Consider the following 19,889-nt stretch of genomic DNA (forward strand, 5'->3'; position numbering starts at 1 on the left):
TTTGTGCCTCATTACAAATAAATATTTATTAAAAGAAAAGAAGATAAAAAGATTACTGTCGGCCATTTTCAATAATTCAATATAAACAGAATATATGTTAAATTTGACTGAATAATTTGAATAATTTATCATTGTTGTATAAATTGGTTGGGTCACATGACCAAGCTTGAAGATAAGAAAAGTGTAACGGTTTATAACGATGTGAAGAGGCTTTTTAAAAGAATGTACAATTCTGATTACAAAGTAATTAGTGGAGGAGATGAGCTTATGAAGATATTAATCACTGAAATTATGTGGAAAGAAGGTATTCAAGAACTGCAATCCCACGGTTTTAAAGTATACTACGATCAAAACTTATGGAATAAGCGAGAAGAACTATTGGAAAGAGCAGCAGAGTATGACGCTATCATTGTAAGAAATCAAACTAGAGTAGATCAGGAGCTGCTAGACAGAGGTACAAAGCTGAAAGTTATTGGAAGGCTAGGGGTGGGACTGGATAATATTTCACTTCAAGAAGCTAAAGAAAAAGGAGTAAAGGTAATCTTTGCACGTCATGCAAACGCTACTTCAGTAGCTGAGTATGTCATGACGGCCTTACTAAGTACAAAAAGACCCCTTCATTTGGCTAACTTAGATATCCGCAATGGCAATTGGGACAGAGCAAAATTTACTGGTGGGGAACTTTATGGAAGGACTCTAGGGTTAGTTGGTTTAGGGGAAATATCCCGGCGTGTTGCCAGCAGAGCTTCGGCATTTGGCATGCAGGTGATCGGATATGATCCGTTTGTAACAGATTATGACTACGTAGTATCAGAAATAAGGGTCGGCCTGAAAACGGATTTGAAAGACCTGTTAAAGGCGTCTGATTACATCTCCTTGCATGTTCCCTTAACAAACGATACCCGGCACTTAATATCAAAGGTAGAACTACAATTGATGAAACCTGGATCTTATATTATTAATTCTTCAAGGGGAGGGATTATTGATGAAGAAGCTTTATTAGAGGCTGTGCAAGCAGGTGAAATCGCTGGAGCATTTTTAGATGTTTTAGAGCAAGAGCCGATAGCTCCAGACAATCAGTTATTGGGCTGCGAAAATATTACACTTACGCCTCACATAGCGGGACTGACAGAGGAGTCGCAGGTTAGGACCTCTTTGTTGGTAGCGCAGGAAGTCGCTAAGTCTTTAAATGGTGGCGTTTCTTTATGTACGGTTTAAAGATTAGTGATATTAATATTGATGAATTATTCAGAATATTTAATAAAAGTTATTGACAGTCGATTAATTTAGTGGTTATATAAGAATATAACAAATTGGTTGGGTCACTCAACCATACAATGATAGGGGGCTTTATTATGAGTAATGCCAGACAGACTGATGTCCTTACAAAGTCCGGTGAAACAACGAAGGTCAGTACACACAAGTTTTTAATTCACCACAAGGGGGACCATGTCGGAGTAGCAACCTCTCCAATTGAGAAGGGAGAACGAGTTGTAGGCATCTATATGGACGATAATACGGAAATTGAAGTAGTTTCACGAGGAGAGATCCCGCTAGGACATAAAATCTCACTGGTTAACTTAGAAGAAGGGGCACCAGTACTGAAATATGGAGTGAAAGTAGGCGTAACAACAGAAGCATGGGAAGTCGGAGATTATGTTCATACTCACAATATTAAAACGGCGAGGTGGTAAGGATGGAACAAAAACTTTTTGGATACCGCAGAGAAAATGGAAAAGTAGGTATTAGAAACCATGTAATCATTTTACCAGTGGATGATATTTCAAACGCAGCCTGTGAAGCGGTAGCAAAACAAGTGCAAGGCACGCTAGCACTTCCTCACGCTTATGGGAGACTGCAGTATGGACCAGATTTAGACCTTCACTTTAGAACAATGATTGGTACCGGTTCAAACCCTAACGTGGCAGCTGTTGTTGTCATTGGGATTGAAGAAAACTGGTCTAAGAAGATTGCTGAAGGTATTGCTGAGACTGGAAAGCCGGTTTCTTATTTCTCTATTGAAGGAAATGGAGACTTAGAAACAATTCGTAAAGCTTCTTGGAAAGCAAAAGAATATGTACAATGGGCTACTGAGCTTCAGAGAGAACCTATCGAGCTCAGTGAGTTAACAGTCAGTATTAAATGTGGAGAGTCAGATACAACAACAGGCTTAGGTTCATGTCCGACTGTTTCACAAGCTGTGGATCGCTTAGTTGAAGCAGGGGCAACTGTCTTCTTTGGAGAGACATCAGAGCTTACAGGCGGGGAACATCTCATTCGTGAGAGAATGGCCACACCTGAGTTGAAAGAAAAGTTCATGGCCGTTTATAACAACTACGTGGGTGAGATCGAATCAAAAGGAGTAGATCTCCTTGGCTCACAGCCTACGCAAGGTAATATTGCAGGCGGGTTATCAACGATAGAAGAAAAAGCGCTGGGTAACATAGCCAAAACAGGAACGAAAGAAGTCATAGGTGTGTTGGACCCAGCTGAAAAACCCGAGAATGGAAATGGCCTTTATTTCATGGACACTTCTTCTGCAGCCGCCGAATGTATTACATTAATGGCAGCAGGCGGAGCAGTGCTTCATTTATTCCCAACAGGGCAAGGAAACATTATTGGGAATCCGATAGAGCCAGTAGTGAAGATCACGGCTAACCCGCTCACTGCAGGAACGATGAGTGAACATATTGATGTAGATGTACAGGGATTACTTTCTCGCCAAATCACTCTTGAAGAGGCGGGAGACAAGCTGATGGAAATGATTGGACGGACGGTAAATGGGCGTTTAACAAGCGCAGAAGCGTTAGGTCACCGCGAATTTGTCATGACAAAACTATATCGAAGTGCTTAAGAGAATTCTCCCTACTCATTCTTGTGTAGGGAGAATCTTTTTACTACGGAAAACTAATGTTATTCAAAGGAGCGTGCAGAGTGTATAGCTATACAGAGACAGATTTGAAGAGCTTTTGCCGGGGAGTATTAGAGAAGGTAGGGATGCCTAAGGAGAATGCGAAAATAGTGTCTGAATCATTAATTAAAGCAAATTTGGAGGGCACAGATAGCCACGGGATTAGCCGGTTGCCTGTCTATATAAAGCGGTTTATGGATAAACGCATAAACGTTATCCCGAATATCCAATTGGACCAAAAAAGTGATTCTGTACTTATAGTAGATGGGGATAATGGACTTGGCCACATTGTTAGTTATTACTCTATTGTAAAAGGAATAGAAATAGCTAAACACTCAGGTGTAGCTGCCATTGCCATTAGGAACAGTAATCACTTTGGGGCGGCATCCTACTTTTGCCAACTGGCATGCGAACAAGACCTTGTGTGTATAGGATTTACGAATTCTCCTTCTGGGATTGCACCTTGGGGAGGAAAAAGTGCATTCTTTGGCACGAACCCGATTGCTTTTGGGTTTCCGACTGGAGATAACACCCCTGTCATTATAGATTTATCTACCAGTGTAGTTGCACGGGGAAAGATTATTTTAGCAGCCAAGCAAGGCCAGCAAATACCAGATGGGTGGGCAATTGATAGAGAAGGACGTCCAACTAATGATCCACATGCGGCATTAGAAGGCTCTGTTTTACCATTAGGCGGTGCTAAGGGATCTGCCCTAGCGTTAGCAGTAGAGTTATTAACCGGTGTGCTTTCAGGTGCTTCGTTCGGCCCACATGTTAAAAATATATATAATGAGGAAGAAACAGAAAAAGCAAATGTGGGGCACTTTTTTATTTTAATGGATATTAAGAAATTCATGAATTTAGAAGTTTTTTATCACTCCATACAAGGCTTATTAAAGGAAATGAAGACGGTACCTAAAGTACCCGGAGTAAATGAAATACGCTATCCTGGGGAGAGAAGGAAGAAAGATGAGCTGGCACGGCTGGAAGAAGGCGTTCAGTTGTCCGAAAATGTGGTACAAGAATTGATCAAAATGGGAGAGGAACTAAATGTCGAATTTCCTAGGGAGCAAATATTAAAAAGATGATGCAAGAATTAAGGCCGTCTGTTGAGAGTGGTTTTGCAAACTGTTCTTAGCAGACGGCCTTCATTCTTTTATTTATTTGTTAGTTTGTTTTCAGTGATTGAGCTTTCAACACTTTCTAAATGTTCTCGCATGTACCGCTGAGCCAATAAAACATCCCTTTGCTTGATAGCCTCTAAAATTTTGGCATGTTCTTGAACCGATTGTGCAGCCCTTCCTGGAATTTGTGCCGTTTGCATGCGGACTTCCGAAAGCAAGTCAATTAAAAAATTCATAATTCTTATCAATACCGTATTTTGAGATTGATTAGCGAGAGTCATATGAAATTCATGGTCAAGTTCTGCAAGCTGAGTGAAGTTGCAGTTTCCTTGTGCCACTTCTTTCGATTTTTCAATAATATTGGCTAGTTCATCGAACTGTGCATGGTCAGAGTTCTCGATCACCCATTTAACAGTCCATTCTTCTAAAATCTTTCGAACAGCAAAGAAGTCTTTAATATGGTCTGAGGAAACAAAAAAAGCCTCTGTCATCTTTTGTATCTGCTCTTCCGGAGAGGCAATAAATACACCTGTCCCGTGCTTAACGGTTAAGTAGCCATAAGCTTCCAGTATTTTATAAGCCTCTCTGACAGTATTTCGGCTGACAGAGAGCTCCATGGCCATTTCCCTTTCACCAGGTATTTTCTCTCCTACTTTGTATGCACCCGCTTGTATCTTTTGCTTGATATTGTCTGCAACCTGTTCTGAGACACCTTTTCTATTAAACTGCATACAAGTTCACCCCCTATTTTCTAATCTCTTTAAATAGCGAAAAATGATTAGTAACCTTTTCAGTGGCTCAACCTTAGCTTAATTAAATCATGAGTCATGAGGCTTAGCAATTAATAATGAATATTGCAGAATTAGGCCGAAATTTAGAAACTTACTTATCGCCCTTACTAAAACTGTGTTATTAGCCAGCCTAAAAAGACTAAAGCGAGAGCCCCTGTAACACCTGTAAGTATGACTCTATTGCTCAATTTCTTGAAATCCGAGAAGTTCACACTGAGCCCTAATCCTGCCATGGCCATAGATAATAAGAAGACACTCAAAGCAATAAACATCTGGGTAATCATGTTTGGCAAAAAGCCTATAGTGTTTATGAGGCACATCGCTAAGAAACCGAAAATAAACCATGGGACTGGCAGCTCGCTTAGCCTTTTCTTAAAATTTTTATTGTTGAAGTTTTTTTGGTGAGAGGAAGGTTTGTATAGAACCCCAAGAATAACAGCAACAGGGATTAAAAGGGCTACACGCCCTAATTTTACTAGGAGTGCCGTATCACCGCTCTCAATACCGCCAGGTGCAGCGGCAGCAATGACATGTGCCAGTTCATGTAAAGTAGCCCCAGTTAATAGGCCGTATTCATGAGGGGTTAGTCCTAAGACTGGATAGAGAAATGTGTAAGCGATGGTCACGACCGTTCCCATAATTGCAATGAAGGCTACTGAAATGGCGGTTAATTCTTTTTTAGCACCAATCAATGGAGCTACTGCAACTATAGCAGCTGCCCCACAGATAGCTGTACCAACGGCTATAAGTGCTGATAAATGTTTGTCGATCGAAAGAACGCGACCCATATATATCATGAGAGTTAGTGTAAAAAGGATAACTATAACATCAATCAGAATGATAGAAAAGCCAGCAGAAATAATTTGTTCGAAATTAAGCCTCAGACCCATTAAGATAATTCCCGCTCGCAACAGCGTTTTGCTGCTAAATGTTATACCTGGCGCAGAGTCAGAAGGGAGGGACATTACACTTTTCCAAAGCATTCCGAGAATGATGGAAATGATCATAACGCCCATAACAGAAAAGAAAGGAAGTTGTGCAACAACACCAGCAACTAAAGCCAGTGTCATTGTTAATAAAATGCCGCGAATAAATCCTCTCTTTTGCTCTTTCGGGGTGTCTAGATTTTTAGATGATATGACTTGGACAGTCTCAGGTTTCGCTTTTTTTTCTATTGAACTCAGATTACCCATTATTAAACCTCCTTTACTGATAATGAAATAAATTGGTTTGGTGACCCAACCAATTTATTTCATTAAAACACTTTTCAGATAACTAATCAATAAAATTGACAGAATTTATTAAATATTTAATAAACTTATTGCAATGAGATTTGGTGTGTGTTTTACTTATTTATAGGTGGTTGGGTCATTAAACCACTAAGTAAATGAAGGGGGATGTCGGCGATAAAGAGTGTAGGCGGGGATATTTCAGGAAGGACAAAATAAAAGAGGGAGACAAGTAATGCTTTATTTATCAGTGTATGAAAGGCGGACAAATGATCCAGTTAAAAGTGAACAACACGAATAATCTCAAAATTAGAGGGTTATCACTCTGCAACGTAGAAAGTAATCTAGGTTCTAGAAGTAATGAAGTTGCCTTTCAACTAAGATGAACGCTTTACCCATTTGTAATTCCTTGCTCTTTTTAGATAACTGTATTGCTATGAAATTAGAAATGTAAGGGTTTACATGAAAAGGAGGTTTTGTTGAATGAAGAAGTATTTTGCCTACTTGATTGTCACCTTCCTCGTTATTTTAAGTGGATGTTCCAATACTGGGACGACTGGGGAAGCCAAAGCAGGTCCAAAAGCAGAATATGTTTTAAGATTAGGGCATCTGCAAACTGAAACGCATCCTTATCATAAGGGAGCATTAAGGTTTAAAGAGTTGGTTGAAAAAGAGTCAAATGGAAGAATCCAGATTGACATCTTTCCAAGCAGTCAGTTAGGAAACGGCAGGGACCAAATAGAAGGTGCACAGATTGGCTCTATTCATTTTCATATTGGTTCGGTTGCTCCCGTAACGAACTTCGCACCAAAATTTAATGTTCTTAACCTGCCTTACTTATTTGAAAGCAGAGAACATGCCTTTCGAGTATTAGATGGAGAAATTGGCAAAGAGATTGCCAGTGGACTAGAAAACAAAGGCTTACTGAATTTAGGCTACATGGAGAATGGCTGGCGGCATTTCACTAATAATAAAAATCCAATTAAGAATAGCGACGATGCTGCAAGATTAAAGCTTCGGGTTCAGGAGTCACCTCCATATATTTCTTTTATCAATGCTTTAGAATCCACACCTGTTCCTATTCCTTTTGGGGAGCTGTATACCGCTCTAGAACAGAAGGTAGTTGATGGACAGGAAAATCCTCTTGCGCAAATTTACTTGAATAAGCTGCATGAAGTGCAAAAGTATTTAACTTTATCTGCACATAATTATGATGCTGCTATATTTATCACTAGTAAGACGACCTTCGACACTTTGCCTCCAGATCTTCAAAAAGTGATAGAAGAATCCTCAAAAGAAGCAATTCAATATCAGAGAGAACTCGCAAAAGCAGAAGAGAAGAAGTTATTAGAACAATTAAGAACTAGTGACATTGAAATCGAAGAAAATCCCGATTTAGACTCATTTAGAAAGGCAGTTGAACCTGTATATAAAGAATTTGAAGAATCTATCGGCAAGGACTTAATTGAGGAAATAAAAAATCTGAAGTAAAGGAGGAGAAAAATGAATCCATTTCTCCATAAATTAAGCGACAAGATTGATAAAGTAAGCCGCTTTGTTATTATCCTCCTGTTTGCACTGGCTTTTATTGGGACAGTCTATCAAGTCTTTTCACGTTTTATCCTCCAAAGTTCTTTTATGAAGGAAGCCCTTCCTATGATAGATTTTAGTGTGTTTAACTTTACATGGATCGAGGAGCTAATACGCTATTTATTTGTTTGGATAGTTTTCCTGGGTATAGGGATGGTCTATAAGAGCCAGGGGCATGCACGAGTAGAGCTAGTTATGAATTACCTGCCTGAGAAGTGGAAGAACAGAGTAGCTGCGTTAATTGAAGTTATAAATTCTGCGTTATTTGTATTCTTAATGGTGTACGGGTTTAAAATTCTAGAGATTACTAGTCAGCAAATCTCACCATCTTTGGGGCTTAATATGACATGGATTTACGGAGCTATTCTAATAGGCTTTACGGTATGTTTTGTGCACTCTGTTACTCATTTTATTACTTTGGTTTCTAAAAAACGGCAAGCAGAAGATGAAAATACTGGAGAGAAAGTAATTACAGATAACACCAATATAGGATAAGGAGGGAGATTAAAATGAGTGTAGCAATTGCCGTCCTTGCAGTTCTGTTTTTGCTTATGATCATAGGCGTACCAATCGCTATTTCACTTATATGGGCTTCTATAGCAGGATTTCTTGCAAGTGTTTATTACGTGCCTTTAGAGGTAGTACCTCAAAGGCTGCTAACCTCTGTTGACTCATTTCCACTTCTAGCCATTCCTTTCTTTATGCTAGCTGGTGAATTTATGATGGCAGGTAGTATGGGACAACGGATTGCTGGTTTCGCTTTTGCCACTGTGGGATGGATTCGCTCAGGCCTTGCACAGGTGTCTACATTGACCAGTATGTTTTTTGCTGGCATATCTGGTTCAGGAGCAGCTGATACAGCAGCAGTAGGAAAAATGATGATCCCTATGATGGATAAAAAAGGCTACGACAAAGGGTTTGCAGCTGCTACTGTAGCCAGCGCAGGTACTATTGCTGTCGTTATCCCTCCCTCCATTCCAATGATTGTTTATGGGGTGACTGCAGGCGTTTCTATCGGTGACCTGTTTACAGCAGGCATTATTCCTGGGATTCTTATCGGGTTCTCTATTATGCTAGTCAATTATTGGGTAACCAAGAAACATAACTATTCAGAAGAAAAAGGAAAGTTTGAGTTCGTCTCGTTCAGGAAAGCATTTATTGAAGGAATACTCGCACTCATCTTGCCCTTGATCATTATCTTCGGGATCCGCGGCGGGATTTTTACACCAACTGAAGCAGGCGCCGTCGCAGCTGCCTATGCCTTTGTAATAAGCAAGTTTATTTACAAAGATATGCATTGGAAAGATGTCCCGCATACATTTCTAAATGCAGCAAAGATGACAGCAATGGTTGTGTTCATCATAGCGGCTGCTAATCTCTTTGGATGGTTATTAACGGCTGAGCAGATTCCTCAACAGCTTGCTGCTCTAGTGACAGGGATTTCCCAGCATCCATACGCTATACTTTTCATGTTTAACATTGTTTTCTTTATTGCCGGCTGCTTCCTTAATGCATCCGCCGCAATAACTATTTTGACACCTCTACTTCTACCTGTAGCTATGAGTGTAGGAATAGATCCAGTATTCTTTGGAGTTGTAATGGTGGTTAACTTATCAATCGGTCTCATTACTCCACCGGTTGGTTTAGATTTATTTATCGTTAAAGGGATTGCTGATGTTTCATATGATAAGCTAGTGCGAGCTGTCACCCCATTTATTCTCATCATGGTTTTAGACTTAATGATCATCACTTACATCCCTCAAATTTCTATGTTCTTAACGACTTTATAAATGAGAAGCAGGTTACAATGATTAGTTGTATAAGAGAAAGAGAACGATTTCTAAGCATAGACATAACATTTCCCTGTCCCCTAGCTCGCACGCTTGATTTCAAGCGTGCTTTTCTATGCATTATTAAAGAAGAAAAGTTTATTAGAAGTTAAAAAGAAAAGATGAAAGGAAGAATAGGGGGCGGAATCCCTGCAGCCTGTACAGGGGCCCCTGCTGCCCTTATCCGGTTTATCTTAAATAGAGTGGATTGATTGGATGAGTTCAGCTTTTATAGCGATATCCAGGGCTGCGTGTTGTGTTGAACTACATGCTGAAAATAGGAAGAGTATAAGCGAACATTAAAAAGTTAAAACCTAGTTGATTTTCACTGATTTAAGTTTCAGTCTTCCGTTATTGTTTTCCTTAGATTGCGCGGCATTTGATGTTCTTCTCACAAAAAATTTATTAGACTAGCAGGTATAATTTTTCTTAAATCGGGAAGAATAATAAATAACCATCGTTCTGTAACACTCCCTTTTCCCTATCTTGCACGCTTGATTTCAAGCGTGCTTTTTTTATATGTTTAAGAGCATCTTTAAAAGAAAAGAAGAAAAAAAGAAATAAATAAAAAATGTACGCTATGACGACTTTCCAGCATGAACGAAGGTATGAAGCCTTTTTATTGAAAGCCTATTTTCCTTTTTCTTTATACCTTGACCAGTTGATCCAGCTCAGCGACAAGAAGCCCGCCGCCATGATAAGAAGTTGCATGGGGTCACTGTTGAGGTCGAACAGAATACCGATACCGGCAGCGAACGGAATGAGTGTGAGAGAAATGAGTGCTAACCATTTATAGATGTTTAGGTTATCCTTTTTGTCACTATTCATTTTTGCACTCCCTTTTAATTGTTTATATTCAGTATAATGATAGAAAAAATTTTAAAAGTTAAGAGGTATAAACTTTCGAAAATCGGGAAGAATATGGACAACGATAGTTCTGTAATACTCCCCTTTTCCCTACTTTGCACGCTTGAGATCAAGCGTGTGTTTTTTTTTGCAAACATAATAGGAAATATTTTTTAGAAGAAAAGAAGAATAATATTTCCCTTCTTTTCTTGCTTTAAAGGATATTCAAGCAAAAAATAGGGTTTTATATGTATCAATCCTTCTTAGTGCGGGAAGAATAATAGACATCGGTAGTCATGCTATACTTCCCTGATTCACACGCTTGGTGTTAAGTGTGCTTTTTTAAAAGGGAGGTAAGCACTAAAAATTCCAGGCTTATTCACTTGTCGATGAGCCTGGAATTTATATGCTTGTCGGCAGACAGTTGTGTCGTTTTAGCTGTCCACAGCCGTGTGCTTTTCTCTTCGATAAAAAATTTTTTAAAAATGAAGAGATAAAGAAATATATTTTTCTTTTTAAGAAGCTGGCTTTTCTTTTGATATCAGTTGAGAAGATCATTGTTCTACATAAGAGTCTTACAATTTGCAGAGATGGGTGAAGGGTATGGAATCAACAAGCCCGGAAAGTTCCAAGTTCTTTATTAAACGAGTAATTTAACACCCAGTCTGGTGTCGAAAAATGAGCTTGTCGAGTTCTTGGCTGTATTTTAATGTGTCCGCATGGCCAAGGCCCTTAGATAACCCTGCTACTATCATTTTCTTACGCAAGTTATTAATTTGATTTAACAGCTCATAACAGCTTTCCTGCATTTCCATTTATCATTCTCTCCTATTTCATTTTCGCAGACAGCAAGTCCAATAGCAAAAATATACGGAATTTGGAGGCTTTTTGAAAGGCTTTCGACAGATCTTCCTAAAAACAGACACCAACTTTGTTCAATGGGATAAAAGGGATTCTATCCGTTTGTTTGACCAAACAAACTAGTAAGCTAGCAAGCAAGGCCTGAAAGCAGGATGCAGGGTGATTATTCTCCGGCCAGCCAAGACCTTTCGGCAGCAACGAGATCTTTTTTGTCCGGAGGAAAAGGCAGCAAAAAAATTAAAGGAAACAACTAAAGTTCTTTAAAAGAAAACATGCTTTCTTCTAAAAAGCGAAAAATCTTTAGAATAAAAGAATAAAAGAAGAAAGTAAGAAAAGAAGAAAAAAGGTAAGTGTGCTTCCTGCTTCATTAGCAGATGGATCTATCTAGGCAGAGAAGAATGATTAAGGACCTGCAGAGAGTGAATAATCCTCACTCTCTTGAACTATTCATCGCTTTATCGGCCGCTCTAACGTTAGAATTTCTTCCTCCATGGACATCATTTGCTGTTCAATGACGATCTTGGCATCTGAAACCGCCATGTTATAAAAGTGGGGAGCGATGGATTCTTTAATGAACGCCAGCACCCTTTCCGCTGCAAATTCTGATAATTCCTCGTCCCGCTCGCTGGAGAAAAAGTACTGGATCTCCTCAATCATCTGTTCGTGCTGCTCTTTCGTTAATTTATAAAACAAAGAAGGCACTCCTTTCTTATTTTGGTGAAAATATGGCTTTAAGAAAGAATAGCTTAGGGAAGGGATAGATGTACAGGGAAGAGACGGAAAAAAGCCTTTATTAAAGGATTATATGGTTGAAAAACAACTTAGTTATGGAAGCCTCTGCGAATTTTCACAAAGTTTACTTATTGACAAGATGAATATTTTAAACTAAATTATTATTAGATTAATAACCGAGTGATGTTATTTACCTTCTTACTCTACAGAAAGGCTTTAGCATGCTATTAATGGAGAAATTGATAGGATGAAAAAGTGCTTTTTAGAGAAAGAAGCATAGAATAAGGTAAATCGGTATATTTCTTGACTAAAGGGATTAGTCTGGGAATATGCCGATTTTTTTGTATAGGGGGACATTGAAATGCAAAAAAAAAAGGGGTTCATGGAATCAGAAATAAGCAAAGCGATTACTCAGTGGGAAAAGGATTTCCTAGGGCGCGGGTCTGTTTCCGTTAAAACAGATATTTTGCGTGACTCAATCATTATTTATCTGCAAGGCATTCTAACACCAGCTGAGTATGCAGTATCTCAATCGAAAGAAGGCATGCTGTCTATCAAAAGCACTCGTTCTGAGTTAGTTGAATGCGGTTTGGATGATTTAAAGAAAATGATTTTATCCATAACTGGTGAAGAAGTAAAGAGCTTTCACACTGATTTAAGCACTCGTACAGGGGAACGAGTCATGGTGTTTAAGCTATTTAATAACTTAGAGAAAACATTATAATTTTCAGTACATATAAGCGAAAAGGGAGATTTTTAAAGGGCTATATCAGCCAGTTAAAAATAAACCGACAGCTCAATATCAGTGGTTCACACCACTGATATTGGTTGTCGGTTTTTTTATTTCAAAACAGGCTTACTTATGCAGTGTTCATTCGGTCAATATGGATAGGAGGAATTATATGGTTTCAGCTAGCATACCGGTCATACTTACCTTGTTCTTTGCGGCGCTGTTGTTATCTGGGCTGAGCGGATTAGTATTCTTACATAAACGGGTGCCTTTAGGGTATGTTCGTGTTCATATAGGCATCATTTCATTACCTGCTTTCGTCTCATTAGCCGCTCTTTTGAATATCAAAGGAAATGACCATGTCGGTCTTTTACACTTGGATTTCTTAGCTTGGTTTATGGCGTTTTTTGTTCTTATGATCGGGATCGTCATCCAGCGTTTCTCTGTAAGGTATCTGCTAGGGGACGGCTCTTATCGAAAATACTTTGCCCTTTTCACATTCATCGCCGGTGCTGCCTCCGTTGCTTGGTTAAGTGATGATCTTCGCTTGCTGGTCGGTTGCTGGGGAATCACTCTCGCAGGGTTAACCATATTAATCGGCCTAAATAGAGAATGGAAGGTAACGAGAACCGCAGCAAGACGCTCTGGCCGTGTATTCGCCATTAGCTGGCTAGCTATTCTAGCGGCTACTATCTGGCTGTTCCAAATTACAGGGAGCTGGAACTTATCCTCAGTCTTAAGCAATGACCATTTAACTCACATGGATTCGTGGGAAAAAACAGGTATCAATTTACTCTTGGTTTTAGGCGTCATTATTCCCGCGGCCCAATGGCCATTCCAAAATTGGCTAATTGAATCCGTTGTTGCTCCTACACCGGTTTCTGCAATTATGCATGCTGGAATAGTAAATGCAGGCGGAATGATCCTAACGCGATTTTCACCGTTATTCAATGGGGATATAGCTCAACTCTTTCTTCTTATTCTCTCAAGCATTTCTGTAATAGTTGGTATTGGGATAAGTTTAGTCCAGGTTGACTACAAGCGTCAGCTGGTTGGTTCCACCATTTCGCAAATGGGCTTTATGCTTATTCAATGTGCATTAGGTGCTTATTTGGCAGCCATTATTCATCTTGTATTGCATGGATTGTTCAAGGCTACTCTTTTTTTACAGGCTGGTTCGGCTCTGCCTCGGCGTGAGGGAGCCTCTCAAGTTAGTCAAAAGCCCTCCTCTTTATGGGTCTTAACCGGCTATGTCTTGGGTTTGCTTGCTGGGGGTGCTTACTGGATGCTGGTTTCTGGCGGGGCATACCAGTTCGTTAATGCTTTTGTTTTAGGCTGGTCACTATCATTTTCCTGGACAACGCTCATTGCATTTAGCAGAGGAAGAATTGATCGAGCGGTCGGTCTTTTCTTTCTAGGCGGATCAGTCATCGTTTACTTTCTTATACACAGCCTATTTAAGGATTGGTTGCATACTGCTGTCTACCAAGGTGTCCAATTGCCAATGCCGCTCGTTCTCATAGTCGTTTGTCTATTAATACTCGCTAGTGTAATGGGGACACTTGCCGCTCGCTATCCTTCTTCAGCTTTGTTCGCCGTGCTCTATCTTTGGTTAGTGAAGTTAGGAGAAGGTCAGGCAAAGTCTACAGAAAGTCATCCGAGTTATCTTAAACAATATCTGTCAGAAGGAGGTTATCGGTCGTGAGCATGACATCCACATTACTTAAACAAGTAAATGAACAAAAAAATGCTTCCAAAGTGACTGACATAAAGGCTTTAGTTAATGAAGCTAGTCGAGTGATCGCGCCGCTTGGACCACTTTCAGCATTTGCTGCTCGCCATCCTTGGGAGAGAATGGAAGAACAGACATTTGACGAGGTTGCAGACTGGTTAAGGAACACTAGAAATGTAGAGCTGTATCCTAGTACTTCCATGATTCTTTCGGCCAAAAGCCGTGGAGAAATTGATGAAGTCTTTCTAGAAATGAGTTTGCAGCGTTGGCTAAACTCATCTTCCTTCAACATACCAAGGAAGGCAGCTGAATGTTTCTGCCGATATTCTCTAGAAATGGATGAAGTGCCTGATAACCTTTTAGCATCACCAGAGTTAGAGAAATCCGTAAAAGGATTGGGAAGCTGGAAGGCAGATGCTTCCGGTCATTTCCCAATACAGCCTTTGAGCATGTATAAAGAGCACAAAGCTGGCGGAAATGTAGCGAGCCTTCTTGATCACCATGTCATTAAGTGGTGTAAGTTATATTTAGATGACTCTCAGGCGGGGTGGTCAATGCCAAAGCGTGATGAAGGATTTTATCGGTCCTGGCAACGGCTTATACAGCATGATCCTGCATTAAGTAGAGATCAACGCAGAAGTTTAAGAAATTGGCCGCAAAAGGCAGATATGGCTTTGGAAGTCGCACTATCTGCTCTTAAAATTCCTCAATCAGAGATTCAAACTTACCTTGAAGGGCATTTACTTTCTCTGCCTGGTTGGGCAGGCATGATGCTTTGGCGTTCTCAACAATCGCAACATGAACGGTCACTCCTATTAGAGTATTTAGCTGTTCGAATCTCTATGGAATGGGCTCTTTTGAAGCCTTATCTGCCTGTACAGAAAAAATACTTGGAGAAAAAAGTTCAAATAGATTCGCTTGTAGCAGCCTGGATTCACTGTGGTGGACTTACGTTTAAGAAATGGTTAAAGATGTCCATTGATCAACAAAAGGAATACTTAACATTCGCTTATACCTTTAATGAACGGGTTCGTAAACAGCTATGTCTCGAGGCCTGGGAGCAAACATATGCAGATCAATTGAGCCATAAAATTGTATCTAATCAACATGTACACAATGAAACCAAACCTGCTTTAGCTCAATTCGCATTTTGCATTGACGTCCGTTCAGAGCCTTTTCGACGTTATCTGGAAAAGGAGGGCCCTTTTGAAACGTTGGGTGTTGCAGGTTTCTTTGGCTTACCGATTGAAACGTGTGAACTTGACAGTCATCATACCCACCCCTCTTTGCCGGTTATGCACAAGCCGCAGCATAGAATAGAGGAAAATTCGGACGAAAATGAACTGAAGCAATACCAGCAGCGCAAACAAGCTGTTGAATCTCTGAGCTATACGTTTAAAACGATGAAACAACAGGCGCTTCCGAGCTTACTTTTACCAGAGGTGAGTGGGCCTTGGCTTACAATTCAAATGCTGGCACGCAGTTTTCTGCCGCGAAAAGCGGGCCAGCTCCTGCACAGTCTCCGGGATTCGTGGCTGCGCAAGCCAGATACAAATCTCTCGCTTCATTCTGCAGAGGAGACTGAATCTGAAGTTTCTTTAGGTTTCTCAGATGAAGATCAAGTAAAATATGTGCGTCAAACGCTTAAAATGATGGGTCTAATAAAGAACTTTGCGCCATTGGTTGTGATTTGCGGGCATGGAAGTAAAAGCACCAATAACCCATATGCAGCTTCGCTTGACTGCGGTGCCTGCGGCGGGGCGTCAGGCGCTTTTAATGCTCGGGTTTTAGCCGCTTTGTGCAACTTGCCAAAGGTCAGAAAAGCTCTTTCGGATAAAGGCATTGACATTCCAGAGGAAACGGTCTTTGCTGCAGCCGAGCATAATACTACGGTCAATGAATTAAAGTGGCTTTATGTTCCCGAGCTTTCAAAATCAGCTCAAGAAGCGTTTGATTGTATAGAGGAAGCCTTGCCTAAAGTAAGTCAACAAGCAAATGCAGATTCTATATCACAGCTGCCTACTATCAAAACTCGTTTGAAAGATCCAATGGCTGAGGCTCATCGTCTGGCAGAAGACTGGAGTGAAATACGTCCTGAATGGGGTCTGGCTCGTAATGCCGCTTTTATTATTGGCGAGCGGCAGCTGACTCAGAATTGTAATTTAGAGGGAAGGGCTTTTCTCCATAATTATAACTGGAAGCAGGATCCGGATGGTCAGATACTTGCTAGCATTATTGCCGGGCCAGGTACGGTGGCACAATGGATTAACTTACAGTATTACGCATCTACCGTTGCACCTCATTTTTACGGCAGCGGGAATAAAGCTACCCAAACTGTAACAGCAGGACTTGGTGTCATGCAGGGCGCTGCAAGCGATTTATTAACCGGACTCCCATGGCAATCTGTGATGGCATCAGATGAGGAGGCTTATCACGCTCCTCTCCGCTTGCTAATAGTCATTCAAGCACCTCGGGAGTATGTGGAACGGTTGTTAGACAGCGATAAAGTATTCAGCCAAAAAGTTCAAAATGGATGGGTTAAGCTTGCAACTGTAGACCCGAAAGGACACTGGGAAAACTGGTAGATTCTAACATAAGACGCGATGGGATTACTGAGCATTTAGCCATTTACAAAAGCTTTTAGTATATATGAAGGGGTGGACTGTATGGACGATAAAAACAAAAAGACATTATTTCTAACAGACATTGGAACCGGGTTGGAGTCTATTCTCCAACAAGAGACTAACATTCAACCTGAAAATATGCTAATTATACAAGGCTACAGCCCCGTTATTTCTCATCCTTATGGGGATATAATGAGATCTATCATTCTTGCTATTTATCAGGAGAATATTGAGGAGATATTTGTAGTAGGCACAAGAGATAAGAGAAATGATTCAACTGATATTCAGAGTCTCCTTATATCAGAAAATAAAGGTATGAAGAACAAGCTGAACACAGTAGATTATCTTTTTAAAAATTGCAAACCAGAATTCTTTGGCTCTAGCGTAAGGGAATGGCTAGATGTAAGTGAAGATGCTGCTGAAAGTATTAAAAAAAGTATGGAAATCATTCGTCGTCATCCGTTGGTACCAGACTATATTAAACTTCATGGCTTAGTAGTAGATAAAAAAGGGGAACTCGCAACTGTACATCGATAGGAAAGGATGACGGACAATTTTGCGATGCAGCGTTTTTTATTAAACCTCATAGCCCTAACACCTCCCGCTAATCAGCTGGGAGAAGCTTGCTTCTCATGCGCTAATTGGGGGCGGCATGAGCTGAAAACGCAAAACCCGAAAACATATGGCAACGTAATAAACCCTGGTTTCTGCTTATTACAGAAAAACCAGGGGTTTTATTAAGGTTTTGACTAATATAGTGAGGCCGTCCGCAGGCAATCCGCTGAGGATCATACTTTTTTACACATTTTTCTATTCATTGCCCATCGACAGGAGGCTTCATCAACAGCCTGAAAGCCTTTATAACACTTAACGCAACGTTTTTAATGCGCCGCTCCAGGCAACGACTTGATCTAGCATACCGTTCACATTGTCTAAATGAAGGTCAGCCGGCTTGAATTCGCTGAAGTTTTCAAAATCAGTGAAGAGGGATAAAGCTGGATGTGTTCGCACATCGGCAACAAGCAGCTCGCCGAGAATGCCGCGTAAGTGTTCGGCGGCACGGGCCCCGCCTACAGAGCCGTAGCTGACAATGCCGGCTGCTTTGTTATTCCACTCCTCGCGTGCGGAATCCAAGGCATTTTTTAAGGCACCAGTGATGCTGTGGTTGTATTCCTGTACGATGAAGACGTACCCATCTAAGCTGTTTATTTTTTCAGACCAAGCTTTCAATCCAGGTTCTTCCCCTGTGCCTTCGCCGACAAATGGCAAGTTAAAGTCCGCGATATCTACAATCTCATAGTTAGCATCACCGCGTTGATCTGCAATTTCTTTTACCCATTGGCCAACTTGCGGGCTAACGCGCCCCTGGCGTGTGCTTCCTAAAATAATGCCGATGTTCAGTTTTTCTGTCATTGTCTCTTCCTCCTTAATTTTGCTTCCAAATAATTTATTGAGAAATCCCATTTTGTTCACACCTATCTTTATTGATATACTCTCTAGCTTGTTGATCTGTTTTTAAGAATGCTACACCTGCAGATAAATGCGGTTCCCAGTCGGGTCGTGGGTGACAACAATCCCGTTCTCTTCTTCCACCGATGCCCCAATCGCCCGTAAATTAGTGATAACACGATGGCGGTCTTCTTCACTTGGCAAAGTGAGCGTAAAGAATTTTAGCCCGGGACTGTTTTCAGGCGGCAGCGGGGCACCGGTACCGTTCCACGTATTCAAGCCGATGTGGTGATGGTAGCCGCCCGTGGAGATGAAAAGCGCTTGTGCCCCGAAGCGGTTCACGACATCAAAGCCGAGCCCTTTCGTATAAAATTCCTCTGTCTCTTTCAGTTCAGATACATGTAAATGAATATGACCCATAACGGTGCTGGCAGGGAGGCGGTTCCATGGCTGTTGCTGGTTTCCATCAGCCAGCAGTTCTTCAAAGTTCAAAGGATCCACGGTCATCGCCACTTCTCCGTTACGCCAGCTCCATACAGACGGGTCCCGGTCGATGTAGACTTCAATTCCATTTCCATCGGGATCAGATAAGTAGAGCGCTTCACTGACGAGGTGGTCAGAGGAGCCAATGCGGATTCCTTTATCAATCAGATGAAAGACGAAGTTGGCTAAATCGGAGCGATTAGGCAGAAGAATGGCGAAATGATAGAGTCCCGCTGTTCTTCCCTGCTTAGGAATGGTCCTGTCAGGCTGTTCCAGTGACAGGATGCTCGTTTGGCCGTCCGTCGTTAATACTGCTGTGGTTTCTGTCTGCTCTAACACCTGAAAGCCGATAATTTCTCGATAATAGTGAAGAGAATATTCCAAATTTTCCACCTTAATCCTCACATGACTCACAAACGTATTTGGCTTGCTGTGAAATCCCATTTTATCTTCCTCCTAATATGTCAGCTTTTTTCTGAATGAAACAGCTTATGGTCTAAAGAAAGTGCAGACTTATTGGCCAGGACAAAGTAAATCGCCATAGCCAGCAGAGCTAAATCAAGCTCGTATCCGGCCGCTTGCCCGTTTCCTAAAAGTCCCGCAGGCAGCTTCGCGGTAAAAATGGCACCTACCATGATCAAAGCCAGCAGTAAGGAAACCACTCTTGTGCCAATTCCAAGAATTAGGGCAATGCCTCCGACAAGCTCGATGAAGGCTACTACATAAGCCAGGAACCCTGGAATCCCAAGGCTGTCAAAGAACCCGGCCGTGTTGCCGATCCCTCCTTGAAATTTAACGAACCCATGAATAAAGAAAATGAAGCCTAGGACGACACGCAAAATGACTTTTCCCAATTCGTTTCTATTCGGGGTAGCAACAGCGTAGCTGTCATTACCCGCAATAAACTGTATTAAATTGGGAAATTCTTAATGGCGTCATTATAATGATTTTGGGCTTC

General features: G+C 41.0%; 19 protein-coding genes. 11 read left to right on the plus strand and 8 right to left on the minus strand.

Annotated features, from left to right (window positions below):
• Window positions 1-156: 156 nt before the first annotated feature.
• From QY97_RS10275 to QY97_RS10290, 4 genes are all read left to right on the plus strand, one after another.
• Window positions 157-1,218 carry a hydroxyacid dehydrogenase gene (locus tag QY97_RS10275; RefSeq protein WP_315849924.1) on the plus strand — a complete coding sequence of 354 codons (1,062 nt, stop codon included), beginning with the start codon at window positions 157-159 and terminating at the stop codon, window positions 1,216-1,218.
• Window positions 1,219-1,355: 137 nt separating this feature from the next.
• On the plus strand, window positions 1,356-1,694 hold the full coding sequence (locus QY97_RS10280) for a UxaA family hydrolase (RefSeq protein WP_046128719.1): 339 nt from the start codon (window positions 1,356-1,358) through the stop codon (window positions 1,692-1,694).
• A gap of 2 nt (window positions 1,695-1,696) precedes the next feature.
• Entirely contained in the window at window positions 1,697-2,854 is a 1,158-nt protein-coding gene (locus tag QY97_RS10285; RefSeq protein ID WP_039235878.1) for a UxaA family hydrolase, read from the plus strand.
• Window positions 2,855-2,934: 80 nt separating this feature from the next.
• Window positions 2,935-3,999: an Ldh family oxidoreductase gene (locus QY97_RS10290; RefSeq protein WP_039235880.1), complete on the plus strand. Its 1,065-nt coding sequence runs from the start codon at window positions 2,935-2,937 to the stop codon at window positions 3,997-3,999.
• A 68-nt stretch (window positions 4,000-4,067) separates the two neighbouring features.
• On the opposite strand, the gene QY97_RS10295 is transcribed toward QY97_RS10290, so the two are convergent.
• Both QY97_RS10295 and QY97_RS10300 read right to left on the minus strand, forming a co-directional pair.
• Complete coding sequence (locus QY97_RS10295) at window positions 4,068-4,766, minus strand: FadR/GntR family transcriptional regulator (protein ID WP_039235882.1); 699 nt, start codon at window positions 4,764-4,766, stop codon at window positions 4,068-4,070.
• Between the two features lie 167 nt (window positions 4,767-4,933).
• Complete coding sequence (locus QY97_RS10300) at window positions 4,934-6,019, minus strand: YeiH family protein (protein ID WP_052725939.1); 1,086 nt, start codon at window positions 6,017-6,019, stop codon at window positions 4,934-4,936.
• Window positions 6,020-6,538: 519 nt separating this feature from the next.
• Between QY97_RS10300 and QY97_RS10305 the strand changes: the two genes are divergently transcribed.
• From QY97_RS10305 to QY97_RS10315, 3 genes are read left to right on the plus strand one after another with little or no spacing between them, the layout of a single operon-like run.
• The gene (locus QY97_RS10305; RefSeq protein ID WP_039235885.1) at window positions 6,539-7,546 is read left to right on the plus strand and encodes a TRAP transporter substrate-binding protein; all 1,008 of its coding nucleotides are present in this window, start codon (window positions 6,539-6,541) and stop codon (window positions 7,544-7,546) included.
• 12 nt (window positions 7,547-7,558) lie between these two features.
• A complete protein-coding gene (locus QY97_RS10310; protein ID WP_039235895.1) occupies window positions 7,559-8,140 on the plus strand; it encodes a TRAP transporter small permease in 582 nt (193 codons plus the stop codon).
• Window positions 8,141-8,154: 14 nt separating this feature from the next.
• Window positions 8,155-9,435 (plus strand): TRAP transporter large permease, encoded by a 1,281-nt coding sequence (locus QY97_RS10315; protein ID WP_039235898.1) that lies wholly within the window; start codon window positions 8,155-8,157, stop codon window positions 9,433-9,435.
• A gap of 669 nt (window positions 9,436-10,104) precedes the next feature.
• Here the strand turns inward: QY97_RS10315 and QY97_RS10320 are convergent.
• The 3 genes from QY97_RS10320 to QY97_RS10325 form a co-directional block, all read right to left on the minus strand.
• Window positions 10,105-10,302 carry a hypothetical protein gene (locus tag QY97_RS10320; RefSeq protein ID WP_039235901.1) on the minus strand — a complete coding sequence of 66 codons (198 nt, stop codon included), beginning with the start codon at window positions 10,300-10,302 and terminating at the stop codon, window positions 10,105-10,107.
• 671 nt (window positions 10,303-10,973) lie between these two features.
• Window positions 10,974-11,135: an aspartyl-phosphate phosphatase Spo0E family protein gene (locus tag QY97_RS19940; protein ID WP_082090252.1), complete on the minus strand. Its 162-nt coding sequence runs from the start codon at window positions 11,133-11,135 to the stop codon at window positions 10,974-10,976.
• Between the two features lie 493 nt (window positions 11,136-11,628).
• Window positions 11,629-11,874 (minus strand): DUF2164 domain-containing protein, encoded by a 246-nt coding sequence (locus tag QY97_RS10325; protein ID WP_039235904.1) that lies wholly within the window; start codon window positions 11,872-11,874, stop codon window positions 11,629-11,631.
• Between the two features lie 400 nt (window positions 11,875-12,274).
• On the opposite strand from QY97_RS10325, the gene QY97_RS10330 reads away from it, so the two are divergent.
• From QY97_RS10330 to QY97_RS10345, 4 genes are all read left to right on the plus strand, one after another.
• A complete protein-coding gene (locus QY97_RS10330; RefSeq protein WP_039235907.1) occupies window positions 12,275-12,637 on the plus strand; it encodes a DUF2294 domain-containing protein in 363 nt (120 codons plus the stop codon).
• 178 nt (window positions 12,638-12,815) lie between these two features.
• Window positions 12,816-14,348: an NADH dehydrogenase subunit 5 gene (locus QY97_RS10335; RefSeq protein ID WP_039235910.1), complete on the plus strand. Its 1,533-nt coding sequence runs from the start codon at window positions 12,816-12,818 to the stop codon at window positions 14,346-14,348.
• On the plus strand, window positions 14,345-16,960 hold the full coding sequence (locus QY97_RS10340) for a DUF2309 domain-containing protein (RefSeq protein WP_039235913.1): 2,616 nt from the start codon (window positions 14,345-14,347) through the stop codon (window positions 16,958-16,960). Before QY97_RS10335 ends, QY97_RS10340 begins: the two co-directional genes overlap by 4 nt.
• Before the next feature lie 81 nt (window positions 16,961-17,041).
• Window positions 17,042-17,536, plus strand: a complete 495-nt coding sequence (locus QY97_RS10345; RefSeq protein ID WP_039235916.1) for a carbonic anhydrase — start codon at window positions 17,042-17,044, stop codon at window positions 17,534-17,536.
• Window positions 17,537-17,866: 330 nt separating this feature from the next.
• Here the strand turns inward: QY97_RS10345 and QY97_RS10350 are convergent, their stop codons facing one another.
• Genes QY97_RS10350 through QY97_RS10360 form a run of 3 tightly spaced genes read right to left on the minus strand, consistent with a single transcriptional unit; the run spans window position 17,867 to window position 19,770 of the window.
• Entirely contained in the window at window positions 17,867-18,463 is a 597-nt protein-coding gene (locus tag QY97_RS10350) for an NADPH-dependent FMN reductase (RefSeq protein WP_039235918.1), read from the minus strand.
• 60 nt (window positions 18,464-18,523) lie between these two features.
• Window positions 18,524-19,375 carry a VOC family protein gene (locus QY97_RS10355; protein WP_039235919.1) on the minus strand — a complete coding sequence of 284 codons (852 nt, stop codon included), beginning with the start codon at window positions 19,373-19,375 and terminating at the stop codon, window positions 18,524-18,526.
• 20 nt (window positions 19,376-19,395) lie between these two features.
• Window positions 19,396-19,770, minus strand: a complete 375-nt coding sequence (locus tag QY97_RS10360) for a DoxX family protein (RefSeq protein ID WP_232506274.1) — start codon at window positions 19,768-19,770, stop codon at window positions 19,396-19,398.
• Window positions 19,771-19,889 lie beyond the last annotated feature (119 nt).

This window comes from Bacillus thermotolerans, from assembly GCF_000812025.2.
Lineage (GTDB): Bacteria > Bacillota > Bacilli > Bacillales > Domibacillaceae > Quasibacillus > Quasibacillus thermotolerans.